The sequence below is a fragment of the Collinsella sp. OM06-18AC genome, assembly GCF_003438785.1.
Taxonomy (GTDB): Bacteria; Actinomycetota; Coriobacteriia; order Coriobacteriales; family Coriobacteriaceae; genus Collinsella.
In genome coordinates this window covers 103,092-115,418 of sequence record NZ_QSTX01000005.1, presented here as the reverse complement: position 1 = coordinate 115,418, position 12,327 = coordinate 103,092, and the positions used below count along the sequence as shown (strand labels likewise).

10 protein-coding genes, 2 tRNA genes and 1 pseudogene are annotated in these 12,327 nt (G+C 61.7%); 6 read left to right on the top strand and 7 right to left on the bottom strand.

All coding sequences use genetic code 11. From position 1 onward, the window contains the following. Positions 1 to 7 precede the first annotated feature (7 nt). Together cbiD and cobM are read right to left on the bottom strand one after the other, a co-directional pair. On the bottom strand, positions 8 to 1,192 hold the full coding sequence (gene cbiD / locus DXB86_RS04700; protein ID WP_233504151.1) for a cobalt-precorrin-5B (C(1))-methyltransferase CbiD: 1,185 nt from the start codon (positions 1,190 to 1,192) through the stop codon (positions 8 to 10). 1 nt (position 1,193) lies between these two features. Then, positions 1,194 to 1,985 carry a precorrin-4 C(11)-methyltransferase gene (gene cobM / locus DXB86_RS04695; RefSeq protein WP_117736319.1) on the bottom strand — a complete coding sequence of 264 codons (792 nt, stop codon included), beginning with the start codon at positions 1,983 to 1,985 and terminating at the stop codon, positions 1,194 to 1,196. A 511-nt stretch (positions 1,986 to 2,496) separates the two neighbouring features. On the opposite strand from cobM, the gene DXB86_RS04690 reads away from it, so the two are divergent. From DXB86_RS04690 to DXB86_RS10110, 6 genes and pseudogenes are all read left to right on the top strand, one after another. Then, positions 2,497 to 3,423, top strand: coding sequence for a sirohydrochlorin cobaltochelatase (locus DXB86_RS04690; protein ID WP_089571781.1), 927 nt, complete (start codon positions 2,497 to 2,499; stop codon positions 3,421 to 3,423). A gap of 144 nt (positions 3,424 to 3,567) precedes the next feature. Further along, on the top strand, positions 3,568 to 4,101 hold the full coding sequence (locus DXB86_RS04685) for a hypothetical protein (RefSeq protein ID WP_117736318.1): 534 nt from the start codon (positions 3,568 to 3,570) through the stop codon (positions 4,099 to 4,101). 4 nt (positions 4,102 to 4,105) lie between these two features. Further along, positions 4,106 to 5,677: an ABC transporter substrate-binding protein gene (locus DXB86_RS04680; protein WP_147330819.1), complete on the top strand. Its 1,572-nt coding sequence runs from the start codon at positions 4,106 to 4,108 to the stop codon at positions 5,675 to 5,677. Positions 5,678 to 5,699: 22 nt separating this feature from the next. Next, positions 5,700 to 6,722 (top strand): iron ABC transporter permease, encoded by a 1,023-nt coding sequence (locus DXB86_RS04675; RefSeq protein WP_055250426.1) that lies wholly within the window; start codon positions 5,700 to 5,702, stop codon positions 6,720 to 6,722. Beyond that, the gene (locus DXB86_RS04670; protein WP_117736316.1) at positions 6,723 to 7,991 is read left to right on the top strand and encodes an ABC transporter ATP-binding protein; all 1,269 of its coding nucleotides are present in this window, start codon (positions 6,723 to 6,725) and stop codon (positions 7,989 to 7,991) included. Positions 7,992 to 8,068: 77 nt separating this feature from the next. After that, positions 8,069 to 8,362 (top strand): annotated as a pseudogene (locus tag DXB86_RS10110) (DDE-type integrase/transposase/recombinase); the annotation flags it as partial. On the opposite strand, the gene DXB86_RS04660 reads toward DXB86_RS10110, so the two are convergent. The 5 genes from DXB86_RS04660 to DXB86_RS04640 form a co-directional block, all read right to left on the bottom strand. Beyond that, on the bottom strand, positions 8,297 to 8,908 hold the full coding sequence (locus DXB86_RS04660) for a TetR/AcrR family transcriptional regulator (RefSeq protein WP_158555281.1): 612 nt from the start codon (positions 8,906 to 8,908) through the stop codon (positions 8,297 to 8,299). The pseudogene DXB86_RS10110 and the gene DXB86_RS04660 overlap by 66 nt on opposite strands. Positions 8,909 to 9,024: 116 nt before the next feature. Continuing rightward, positions 9,025 to 10,332: a lysylphosphatidylglycerol synthase transmembrane domain-containing protein gene (locus tag DXB86_RS04655; protein ID WP_117736314.1), complete on the bottom strand. Its 1,308-nt coding sequence runs from the start codon at positions 10,330 to 10,332 to the stop codon at positions 9,025 to 9,027. Between the two features lie 150 nt (positions 10,333 to 10,482). Then, positions 10,483 to 10,559, bottom strand: a tRNA-Glu gene (locus DXB86_RS04650). A 22-nt stretch (positions 10,560 to 10,581) separates the two neighbouring features. Then, positions 10,582 to 10,658: transfer RNA gene (locus tag DXB86_RS04645), tRNA-Glu, on the bottom strand. Between the two features lie 127 nt (positions 10,659 to 10,785). Further along, positions 10,786 to 12,180: a CCA tRNA nucleotidyltransferase gene (locus DXB86_RS04640; RefSeq protein WP_117736313.1), complete on the bottom strand. Its 1,395-nt coding sequence runs from the start codon at positions 12,178 to 12,180 to the stop codon at positions 10,786 to 10,788. Positions 12,181 to 12,327 lie beyond the last annotated feature (147 nt).

Below are 12,327 nucleotides of genomic sequence, written 5' to 3'. Positions count from 1 at the left end.
CACGCCTTTACTCATACGTAGCCCCCAATTCCCCGATAACTGCATCGGCGCCCGACGTGCGGAAAAGCTCTCGGCGCTCGGCGTCGAACACGACCGCGGCGATGTCGCATGCGCCCGCCGCGCGGCGGCGCAACCTGTCATCGATTGCCGCAGCGAGCGAGGCGCGCGCAGCGTCCCCCACGCCGGCGGCCTCAATTACCTCGAGCGCCGCCGTGGTCGTGACCGACGACATGATCTCGCGCACGGTCTTCGCGCCAGCGCCGGCCAAGGCCGCGTGGGCGGCCAGAATCTCCGCGCGGCAGTCGGCGGTACGCGAATGGGTGTCCATGATGCCGCCCGCAACCTTCACCAGCTTGCCGATGTGTCCCACAAGAAGAACATTGGTAAATCCCTCGCGAACGCAGCAATCAATCGCATCGCCCACGAAGTTGGAGATGAAGACCACCGGTGCACCGTTTAGGTGGAAATGCCCCGAGATGAACTGCCCGCCGTAGTTGCCGGGCGTGAGCACGACTCCGCGCCGCCCCATAGCCGCATGCTGCCGGATCTCGAGCTCGATGCTGTCGCGCAAGGCAGCAAGGCTGCGCGGCTCGACGATGCCCGTCGTGCCCAGGATGGAAATGCCGTCCTCTATCCCCAGGTGCGGGTTGAAGGTCTTTTCGGCAAGGGCAACACCCTCGGGTACCGAAATCGTCACAGCGATATTTCCAGAAAAGCCGTGCGCGGCGCACACCTCGCGCACCGCCGAAGTGATCATCGCGCGCGGCGTCGCGTTGATGGCGGCCGCCCCCACCGGCTGCTCGAGCCCGGGCAACGTCACGCGCCCCACGCCCACGCCGCCATCGACGGAAACTTCCGATTCGCGCGCGGGCACGCCCTTGCTGCCCGCAGCGCCCGTGCCCGACCCCGCATGTTCCACGCGCGCGTACACGAGCACGCCGTCGGTCACATCGGCATCGTCGCCTGCGTCCTTTCGCACGGCGCACTGGGCGCACCCCTCGCCGATGCATGCGTCGACCACGTTCGCCTCGACGGGCAGCCCGCCGGGGGTGACGATCGACACGCGGCCGACGGGCTTTCGTGACAAGAGCATCTCGCAGGCCGCCTTCGCCGCGAGCGCGGCGCAGCTCCCCGTGGTGTAGCCGCAGCGCAGGCGGGTCGTCCCGGTATATATGTAATGATCGAAGGCCACGCTAGCTGCTCGCCTTCCGATACCCAGTGGCAAACGAAGGGTCGTAAAGCTTGCTGCGCTCGTACGACTCCGCTTGCGCGCCGTTGTGCGCAAGCCCGCCGCGAGCTCCGAGCACGCGGCCCACCACCACGAGCGCCGTGCGGTCGATGCCCCCTCGCGCGCCCGCATCGGCGAGCGTGCCCACTGTGCATCGCACCACGCGCTCCTCAGGCCAGGTCGCCTTGTACACGAGCGCCGCCGGCTCGTCGGAGCTGCGGCCCGCGGCCAAAAGCTCGGCGGAAAGCTCGGCGAGCATACCCGAGCTCAGGAAGATGACCATAGTCGAGCCGCTTTCCGCCATGGTGCGCATGCCCTCGCCCGCGGGCATGGGGGTGCGCCCGGAAAGTCGCGTGATCACGACCGACTGGCTGATTCCCGGCAGCGTGTATTCCTGGCGAAGCGCCGCCGCGGCACCGCAAAAGCTCGACACGCCGGGCACCACCTCGTAGACCACGCCGCGCGCGTCGAGCGCGTCCATCTGCTCCTGGATGGCGCCGTACAGGCACGGGTCGCCCGTGTGCAGGCGCACCACTTCCTCGCCCCGCGCATCCGCCGCGCACATCACGTCGAGCACTTCCTCCAAGGTCATGTGCGCGCTGTCGTAGACGACGCAGGATTCCTTGCACTCGGCGAGCAGCTCGGGGTTCACAAGGCTCCCCGCCCAAACGACCACGTCGGCCGCGCGTAGAAGACGCGCCCCGCGCAGCGTGATAAGGTCGGCGGCGCCCGAACCTGCGCCAACGATATGAATCATCCGAGCCTTCCCTTCCCGTTTCTCATCGCAACCGTTTACGCCGCCCTTCGCGCAGCGGGCAAGACACGGCGCCCGCAGCGGCAATCGGCGCAAATACGTAGGCAGGAGGCGCAATGCCGCCCGCCCTGGCTTTGACACGCCCACAAACGCCCACTATCATAGTGGTAGTTTCGGCAACGAGCATATGACAATCGAATAAAAGGAAACGACCGGCGCGGCGCCCACACAGCCCGCGCTGGCTTGCGGAGGGAACCAGGTGGGAATCCTGGGCAAGGGACATTACTGTGTGGGACGCGCGGGCGAACCGCCTCGCGCCCCAAGCCAGACTGCTTCGCCTTTTCCTCACGGCATCGCCGTGGCGTTATCTCCTTGTGAACCCCGAGGAGTGCGCTTCCCTTTCGAATGCAAGAAACAGGCGCGCTATCCCTTTGCGGACGAGCGCGCTTTTCTTTCGCTTGTGCCGATAAGCAACTGTCGCCGGGGGACCGGCAAACCGAGGAAAGGGAAAACCATGTCCGACCAGATGTCACGCCGCGGCTTCATGGGCGCCGCAGCAACCGGAGCCGTCGCGCTCGCCGGATTCGCGCTCGCGGGCTGCTCCAGCACCTCCGCGAGTCCCGAGAAATCGAGCGAAAAGGAGAAGGCCGTGAAGCCGGTCATTCTCGTCACGAGCTTCGGCACGAGCTATAACGATTCGCGCCACATCACCATCGGCGCCATCGAAGACGCTATCCGCGAGAAGTACTGGCAGGACTACGACATCCGCCGCGCCTTCACCGCGCAGATCATCATCGACAAGCTGAAGAAGCGCGACGGCATCACGATCGACAACATGACCGAGGCGCTCGACCGCTGCGTGGAAGACGGCGTGAAGGAAATCGTCGTGCAGCCGACGCATCTCATGGCTGGCCTGGAATACGCCGACGTGAAAGACGAGCTCGACAAGTACGCCGACAAGTTCGACAAGATCTCGCTCGGCGACCCGCTGCTCACCTCCGACGACGACTACAAGAAGGTGGCCGCAGCCATTAAGGAGAACATGGCGTCCTTCGACGACGGCAAGACGGCGCTGTGCCTCATGGGCCACGGCACCGAAGCCGATTCCAACGCCGACTATGCCAAGATGCAGGAAGTGTTCAAGAACGAGGGCTTGACGCAGTTCTTCGTCGGCACCGTCGAGGCTGAACCGACCTGCGAGGATGTTATCGCCGCTGCGAGCGCCGCAGGGTACAAGAAGGCCGTGCTCGCGCCGTTCATGGTGGTCGCGGGCGACCACGCGAACAACGACATGGCAGACGAGACCGACCCCGACAGCTGGGCTGCGAAGTTCGTGGCCGCCGGCTTCGAAGTGACGTGCCTGCTCCAGGGTCTGGGACAGAACGCCGCGGTCGACGACATCTACGTCTCGCACGTGGACGACGCCATCGCCAAGCTGTAAACTCGCCGCGCACGGGGGCGCCGGTCGCGTCCTCGTGCAACGGGCATGCGCCTTCCCCGACCGACGGCGCATGCCCGTTGCATTCGCATCCCGCCCGCCCACCGCACGGCGCGGGCGGTAGAAGCGATTGAAAGGAACCCCTCCATGTTGAAGAAAACCCTCGTCTTCGCCCTGTCGGCGGCTCTTCTCGCGTTCTCGCTCGCCGGCTGCGCCGGAAATTCAAGCGACAGCGCAAAGGCAAGCAATACCGATTCCCAGGAAAAGATCGAGCAGGCGGCCGATGCGACCGAGGGCGCAAGCGCTGCCCCCATCACCGCCGACAAGGTGGCCGACGGCACCTATCCGATCACCGTAGATTCCAGCTCGAACATGTTCAGGATTGTGGACGCCCAGCTCATCGTGGAAAACGGCTCCATGCACTGCGTGATGACGCTTTCCGGCACGGGCTACGGCAAGCTCTTCATGGGCACGGGCGACGAGGCTGCCGCCGCGAGCGAGGCCGACTTCATCCCCTATGTGGAAAACGCGGAAGGCAAGTACACCTACGACGTGCCCGTTGATGCGCTCGACGAGGACACCGCCTGTGCCGCGTGGAGTATTAGAAAAGAGCAGTGGTACGACCGCACGCTTGTGTTCGAATCCGCCGGCGTCGATCTGCGCGCCGACGCACTGAAGTAACGCCATGCGGTCGATTCTCCCCAAGGGGGAAAACAGGAAGCGCCACAGCATCGCGGCGCGCGCGATCACCTGCGTTCTCGTCGCCCTGCTCGCGCTTCCCTTCGCGGGGTGCAGTGCGAGCCCGAACGCGACCGGTGGCACGGCGCGCTCTCAGGAATACACTGTGAGTGTCTCGCTTTCCGGTGGGTCAGGGCGCGCAAGCATCGCCTCACCCACCACAATTGTGAAGGATGGCGACACCTACACCGCGACCATCACCTGGTCGAGTTCGAACTACGACAAGATGACCGTCGACGGCGTGGACTACGCGCCCGTAAACGACGGCGGCAACTCCACGTTCGAGATACCCGTCACGCTCGACGAGGACATCGCCGTGTCGGCCGAGACCGTCGCCATGTCGACGCCGCACACCATCGACTACACGATCCACTTCGACTCATCCACCATGAAGGAGAAATCGGGCGACGATGCAAGCGGCGGCTCCCCTGCAGGAACGGCTTCAAGCGCCGCGGCCGACTTCCACAACGCCGATTTGGGCTGCGGCTGGGAGCCGACGGGGGCGCTTCAGCTTGAATACGCCGAGCACTTCACTGTCGACGAGTTCGAAGGCGGTCTGCGGCTTATCTGCGTTTCGAATGGGGAGCGTTTCCTCGTGGTGCCGCAAGATGCGAAGGTACCTGATGGGTTGAGCTCCGACATCGCGGTCATAAGGCGCCCCGCCGACAAGGTGTACCTCGTGTCATCGGCGACGATGTGCCTGGTCGACGCGCTCGATGCGAACGACAATATCATCATGTCGGGCACGAAGGCCGACGATTGCTCGGTCGCAGGCTTCAAAAGCGCGCTCGAAAGTGGGGCGATCGCCTACGGCGGCAAGTACAGCGCGCCCGACTACGAGCGAATATCGGCCTCGGGCTGCACGCTCGCCATCGAGAACACCATGATCAACCACACGCCCGATGTGAAGGAAAAGCTGCAGAAGCTCGGGCTCGTCGTGCTCACCGAACAGTCGTCGAGCGAGCCCGAAGCACTCGGGCGCGTCGAGTGGATTAAGCTTTTCGGCGTCCTGTTCGACAAGGAAGACGAGGCCGCGCACCTGTTCAACGAGCAGAAGGCCCGCGTCGAGCAAACGTCGGGGCTCGCGTCGTCAGGTAAAACCGTGGCGTATTTCTACATTAACTCGAACGGGGCCGCCGTCACGCGGCGGGCGGGCGACTACGTGGCGCAGATGATCGAGCTTGCAGGCGGCAGCTATGCGCTCGATGACGCGCAGACGGCGTCGACGTCAGGTTCGTCAGTAACGCTCGAAATGGAGCGCTTCTACGCGACGGCGAAGGATGCCGACATCATCGTCTACAACGGCACCATCGACGAATCGGTTGCCACCTTGAACGACTTCGTAGGCAAAAACGCGCTATTGTCGCAGTTCAAAGCCGTGAAGAACGGCAACGTCTGGGTCACAAGCGCCGACATGTACCAGCAGATGACTTCTACCGCCGACATTATCGACGAGCTGCACGGGGCGTTCACCGGCGATGACGCGAGCGACTTCCATTATCTGAGGAAGCTCGGTTAGCGCCATGAGAAGCCGGCTTTCCATGGCATACGACGAATCGGGGCGCGCCGCGCGGTGTCGCGTCGTGACGGCGCTGCTCGCTGTTGCCCTCATCGTGCTCGTCGGGGCCAACCTGTGCATCGGGAGCGTGCTCGTGCCCGCAGACCACATCCCCGGCATCCTTTCGGGCGGCGCGGCCAATTCCATGGAAAGCCAGGTCATCTGGGAGATTCGCCTGCCGCGCGTGCTTTCAGCCGTGCTTCTCGGCGGGGCACTTTCGCTTTCCGGGTTCCTGCTGCAGACGTTTTTCAACAACCCCATCGCCGACCCGTTCATCTTGGGCGTCTCCTCGGGCGCAAAGTTCGTCGTCGCGCTTACGATGATCGTACTTCTAGGCGCGAACCAGGCCATGTCCTCGCCGGCCATGGTGGCCGCAGCGTTTCTGGGCTCGCTTATCACCATCGGCTTCGTGCTCCTCATCGCACGGCGCATAAGTTCCATGGCCATGCTCATCGTGGCGGGCGTCATGGTGGGATACATCTGCTCGGCGGCGACGAACTTCCTCATCGCCTTCGCCGACGACCAGTCCATCGTGAACCTGCACAACTGGTCTTTGGGTAGCTTCTCGGGTTCGAGCTGGGACGACATCGCGGTCATCGCGGTCGTGGTGGTCACCGTGAGCGCATGCGTATTCGCGATATCGAAGCCCCTTTCCGCCTTCCAGCTGGGAGAAGCCTACGCGAAAAGCGTCGGCGTGAACGTCGAACGCTTCCGCGTGGTGCTCGTCCTTCTAGCGAGCATGCTCTCCGCCTGCGTGACCGCGTTCGCTGGTCCGGTGTCGTTCGTAGGCATCGCGGTTCCGCATCTCGTGAAGTCGGCGCTAAAGTCGTCGAAGCCCATCCGCGTGATTCCTGCGTGCTTCTTGGGAGGCGCCATCTTCTGCGCGGGCTGCGATTTGATCGCGCGCACGCTGTTCTCTCCCGTCGAGCTTTCCATCAGCGCCGTCACCGCCATCTTCGGCGCTCCGGTGGTTATCGCGCTCATGTTGAAGAAGCGGGTGAGGTAGATGGGGGAATTCGTGCCGCGGCCCAAAACGCTCGGAGGGGACATTCCATGCTTAGACAGTCCTGAGCTCGCACGAAAGCGCCAGAAGGCACTTTCGGCTCATGCGGAACTGCGCGCGGAACGCCTCCTCCGAGCGGACCCGAACCTCGAAACTACGGTCGAAACGCAGGCTGACGGAGCGCCGCTTTTCCACATAAGCGACCTGTCGGCGGGCTACGACAAGAAGGTCGTAGTCGAAGGCGTCGATCTGGAGGTTCGCGCGGGCGACGTCGTGGCGCTCATCGGGCCGAACGGCTCGGGCAAGTCGACCATCTTGAAAACCATCACACGCCATCTGGCACCGCTTGCCGGCGCGGTCGAGCTCGACGGGCGGGAGATTTCCCGATGGAAGACGGCGGAGTTTGCAAGGAACCTTGCCGTTATGCTGACAGATCGCCCCCGGACCGAGCTCCTCACCTGCCGCGATGTCGTAGAGGCGGGAAGGCACCCCTACACCGGGCAAATGGGCACACTCTCGCCCGACGACCATAGTCGGGTCGACGAGGCCATGAAAACCGCACATGTGGAAGAGCTCGCCGAGCGCGACTTTATGCAGATAAGCGACGGGCAACGCCAGCGCGTCATGCTCGCACGCGCCATCGCGCAGGATCCGCGTGTGCTCGTGCTCGACGAGCCCACGTCGTATCTCGATATCCGCTACCAGATCGACCTGCTGCGAATACTTCGCCACCTTGCGAAATCGCGGAATGTGGCTGTCATCATGTCCATCCACGAACTCGAGCTCGCGCAGAAAAGCGCCGACAAGGTGATTTGCGTGAAGGACGGCCGGGTCTTCCGCGCCGGCGCACCCGAGGACATATTCACGCGCGAGACGATTGGCGAGCTCTACGGCCTTCAGCATGGCACCTTCAACGAGCGCTTCGGCAGCGTGGAAATTGGGCGCCCGCACGGCGATGCGCACACGTTCGTCATCGCCGGCGCAGGTACGGGGTCGGCTGTGTTTCGCCAGCTCGTCCGGCAGGGCAAGGCGTTCTACGCGGGCGTTCTGCACGAAGGGGACATCGACTGCGAGCTCGCGCGCGACCTGGCAGCGGAATGCGTGGCCGAGCGCGCCTTCGAGCCAATCGGGGATAAAACCATAGCCCGCGCCAAAGAGCTCCTCGTCCACTGCGCGCGCCTTATTGTGTGCCCCGCCGCCTTCGGCACCATAAACGCCCGCAACGCAGAGCTCGTCGAGTTCGCACGCTCGCATGGTATCGAGGTCATGTGAGCGTGCGAAGGCGCATCGGAGGATTCCCAATTGGAGTGGGAAGGATAAACTGGACTTTCTTTTAATGATCCTCAGGCTACAGCTCCTACGCCGGCGAGGTCTACAAGGCGCCGGAGAACCTCGTAAACAGGAATTTCCACGCCGACGAGCCCAACCTGCTGTGGCTCACCGACATCACCGAGTTCAGACTCCCGGGCGGCGAGAAGGTCTACCTGAGCCCGGTCATCGACTGCTTCGGCGGGATGCCCGTCGTCTGGTCGATCGGGCTGCACCCCGACAAGCGCGTCACGAACTCGAGCCTGCGCCTAATCCAAGCGAGATTCCAGACTCGACAGGCCATTGAGAGTCAGGTCGTTGGCGACCTCCGAGACACGCTCGATAGGAACCGAACCGTCAGACAGCGCCCACGTGCGATAGATACCGATAATACCGGACAGCAAAAACGCCAGATAGTAATCGAACATCTCGTCCTTGAGGCCGTGGGGCAGCAAGTCGCGCTCGGCAATCTCGTGCTCGAGCGGCGCACGAAGACGAGCCATAAAATCATCGAGCGGAATGTTCTCGATCAGCTGACGATTGAGCACCAGGTTGTTGCACAGCGCCTCGTTAACGGTTTTAAAGAAGGTCGCCGCCGCGCCCAGGGCGCGTTCATTGGTGTCGCCGTCCATGGAGGCAAGCGTTTTCTCGACCGAGTCGACAATCATCTCCACCACATCGACGGCAATGGCATCGAGCAGGCCGTCAACCGTACCAAAGTGCACGTAGAAGGTTTTACGGTCGACATTGGCCTCGCGCGCGATGGCACTCACCGTAATGTCTGCCAGCGGCTTTTCCATGAGCAGGCGCTCGAAAGCGGAAAGGATGGCATTGCGGCTGCGAACGATGCGGCGATCAAGACGCGGTTTGCTGGTGTCCATGGACGTGTCCCTTCGATATGCGGGCATTCATCAACAGATGAGAGATAATCTACGTAAGAGGATTATCCCCCATACAGCACAAATATGCCCCGCATCATGAAGAACGCACGACTGCCCTACTGCGACTTAGGGTGCTTCTTCTTATTGAGTGCCGACGGAGACACGCGGATACCGTCGCCTGTCTGTCGCACATAGGCTTTATGAGCCGGCTTAGCGGTCCCAGAAGCCTTCTGAGCGTGCTTCTTGGGATCAACGGTAACAGCATTCATGGGGTGCGGCTTAGTGGGCGCAGAGGGCGTCTGAGGCGTACGGCCGAGCTTGCGCATCACACGATCCCAGCGCGCATGGATGCTCTCGTTGTGGGCGCTCTTAAGGCCCAGCAGGGGCGCAGCCAATATGGTCGGCGCGATAAACGTAATGAGACGCCACAGCAGATAGCCGGCGGTCGAAGCCGACCCAAAGAAATGACCCAAGAACAAAGCAAAGCCGCCCTCAGCGCCACCAGTTCCACCGGGCAAGGGAACCGCAGAGCTCAGCAGCTGGACAAAGGCGCTCGCGGCCATGACCGAGAAAAAGTCGACCTCGTGGTGGCCAAAGGCGAGCATCAGAAAATACGGCACCAGATAGAAAAACGCGAGCTGCAGCATGGTGATAAACACGGTGAGCAGCATGGAAGAAAAATGTCCGGCCGAAAGCTTGAACTTCTCGGAGAAGGAGTAGATCTCGCCATCGACAAACGAGCGCCATCCATCGATCTTAGTGGACGAGACACCTATGCGCTCGAGCCAATTGATGATGCAATGGGCGACGCGCGTGACGGTCTTAGGCATGAGCGCGACGGCGAAGATGCCGAGCAGGATGCAGCAGTGACCGCCAAAACTAAAGACGCACAGCAGCGTCATGTCGCCATAGCGCTCGGCAAAAAACGGCATGCGAGCAAGCAATAGGATAGCGCCCCAGGCAACGAGGCCAAACTGATACACAATAAATCGGGTGAACTGCGTGGCACCCGCTTCGCCCACGTTTTGGCCCGCTTTGGTCAGGCGGTAGATCTGGGCAGGCGTAGAGCCCATCATCATGGGCGTCAGGTTGCCAAAGAAGATGCCACTCGCCTCGACCGAGATCAGGTCGCGAATGCCGACGGGTGAATTGGGGTCGAGCCAGACGGCGATCGCATAGGCCACAATGCCAAAGAACAGATACATAAACATGCAAAGACACGCGACAACGAGCCAGGGCGCCTGGACGCTCGACATAGCAGCCCAGAACTGCCCCATCTGCCCGGTTACCACCAGATAGACGATATAACCCACCAGCACAACGCCGATAAAGATTGCGCCGCGGCGTGCGCTCTTATTGTCATCGCCGCCCGAGGCCTCAACCTCGACCTGGGGCTTGGACGTATGCTGAGAGGACTCCGTCATGAGACTCCTTCTAACAGTCAAAATATCTTAGTTATTGTACCCGTAAGGGCCATAAGCAGAACGCAAAGCTCTTGTTCAAACGGGAATGACAGACAGTTGTTTGATAATAAAAAACCCGGCCTTCCGTGGAAAGACCGGGTATCAGATGCGTGGTAGCCCGTACCAGATTCGAACTGGTGATCTCCGCCTTGAGAGGGCGGCGTCCTAAACCGCTAGACGAACGGGCCATAGGCCTCGGCAGAAAAGAAGTGGTAGCCCGTACCAGATTCGAACTGGTGATCTCCGCCTTGAGAGGGCGGCGTCCTAAACCGCTAGACGAACGGGCCACATGACATCTGCACTGCCGTGCTGCGAGGAAATATATTACGGGACAAAAAACATCAGCGCAAGAAGAAATTCCAAATTGCCGAAAAATTGTCGACAGGTTATGGAACGCGCAGGTCAACTAATTAGCTAATTCAAGTTGAGATGAACCAAAAGGGTTTCGCGATCGTTGGGGATGTTGTCCTCGATAACGGCTTCGAGGGCGGCGTTGAGTAGCTGGCCTAGCTCGGGCCCCGGCTTCACACCGGCACGAATCAAGTCGCCGCCGTTGATAGCAAGCATCTTGAGCGAATAGGGCTCCCCCGCCTCCAACAAATCATGGGCGAGTGAGCGCATCTCTTCGATCGTCTCGACGTAATAGAAGCACGACGGCGCCTTGCCCAGCGTGTCGGCACGCTTAAGGTCCATAAGCTCGTCCATCAGGCGCGGCGTATCGACGCCCTCGCCCGAAAGCAAGCGCATCATATTGAGCAAGCAGGAGCGCTCGGGGCGCAGCGGCTTGTCGTGGTACTTAATGAGCAGGCACACGTCGCGGACCAAGTCGTGCGAAAGCGCCAAGCGATCCATGATGGCGCGCGCCTTCTTGGCCCCGAGCTCGGGGTGACCGTAAAAGTGGCCGCTGCCCGCATGGTCGACCGTAAAGCAATCGGGCTTGGAAACGTCGTGCAAAAACGCCGCCCACATTAGGCTCATTGAGGGTGTAAAGCCGTCGCACAGCGCCAACTCCCCCGCCACCGTCAGCACACGGGCGATATGCTCGTAAACGTTAAACGCATGATAGACGCTGCGCTGATCAAACCCGCGACCCGCTGCAAACTCGGGCACGGCGGCGCAGATGAGCTCGGGGTAGCGCAGCATGGCGTCTCCCCCGTGGCCGGTCGAAAGGATACCCTCGAGCTCAATGCCCACGCGCTCGCGCGCCACAGCATCGAGCAGCGGCGCGCACTCGGCAAGCGCCTGTTTAGTCTTAGGCTCGATCATAAAATCCAGACGGCAGGCAAAACGCACCGCGCGCAACATGCGCAGGGCATCCTCGTTAAAACGACGCTTGGGATCTCCAACGGCGCGGATGAGCTTGCGGTCTAGGTCGCCCTGACCATCGTAGCGGTCGACAAGACCACGCTCGGGATGCCAGGCCATAGCGTTAACGGTAAAGTCACGACGCGCCAGATCGTCCTCAAGCGACGCCGCACGCTCCACACTCTGGGGATGGCGGCCGTCGGTGTAAAAGCCGTCTAGGCGGTAGGTGGTGACCTCAATGCGCTCATCATCGCAAATAGCCGTGATGCCGCCAAATTTTATGCCCGACTCAACCACGGCAATATCAGCCGCTTCGAGCGCCTCTTTGGACTCCTGCCACAGGCCGCTGCAGCACATGTCAACATCGTGGCTGGGGCGTCCCATCAGGGCATCACGTACCCAACCGCCCACGTACCAAGCCTCAAGACCTGCTGCCTCAAGCGCACGCAGGACACGGATAGAGGCATCGGTCGGCTGCGTACCGTTGAGCGAAACATTGCACATGCCTATGGCCTCCTGCGACTATCAAATTGGCTATCGATTGCGTCTGCAAGAAGTCTAGCAAGAAACAGCCTCCACTGCACACGCAAGTCCGATAAACAAAAACGCATCCGTCCTGGTCTAAGACGGATGCGAAATAATTGAACTATT

What these genes read in the sequence shown, in the direction of transcription:
- cobM (WP_117736319.1), bottom strand. Translation starts at nt 1,985, where the DNA reads ATGATTCATATCGTTGGCGCAGGTTCGGGCGCCGCCGACCTTATCACG.
- DXB86_RS04690 (WP_089571781.1), top strand. Translation starts at nt 2,497, where the DNA reads ATGTCCGACCAGATGTCACGCCGCGGCTTCATGGGCGCCGCAGCAACC.
- DXB86_RS04685 (WP_117736318.1), top strand. Translation starts at nt 3,568, where the DNA reads ATGTTGAAGAAAACCCTCGTCTTCGCCCTGTCGGCGGCTCTTCTCGCG.
- DXB86_RS04680 (WP_147330819.1), top strand. Translation starts at nt 4,106, where the DNA reads ATGCGGTCGATTCTCCCCAAGGGGGAAAACAGGAAGCGCCACAGCATC.
- DXB86_RS04675 (WP_055250426.1), top strand. Translation starts at nt 5,700, where the DNA reads ATGGCATACGACGAATCGGGGCGCGCCGCGCGGTGTCGCGTCGTGACG.
- DXB86_RS04670 (WP_117736316.1), top strand. Translation starts at nt 6,723, where the DNA reads ATGGGGGAATTCGTGCCGCGGCCCAAAACGCTCGGAGGGGACATTCCA.
- DXB86_RS04660 (WP_158555281.1), bottom strand. Translation starts at nt 8,908, where the DNA reads ATGGACACCAGCAAACCGCGTCTTGATCGCCGCATCGTTCGCAGCCGC.
- DXB86_RS04655 (WP_117736314.1), bottom strand. Translation starts at nt 10,332, where the DNA reads ATGACGGAGTCCTCTCAGCATACGTCCAAGCCCCAGGTCGAGGTTGAG.
- DXB86_RS04640 (WP_117736313.1), bottom strand. Translation starts at nt 12,180, where the DNA reads ATGTGCAATGTTTCGCTCAACGGTACGCAGCCGACCGATGCCTCTATC.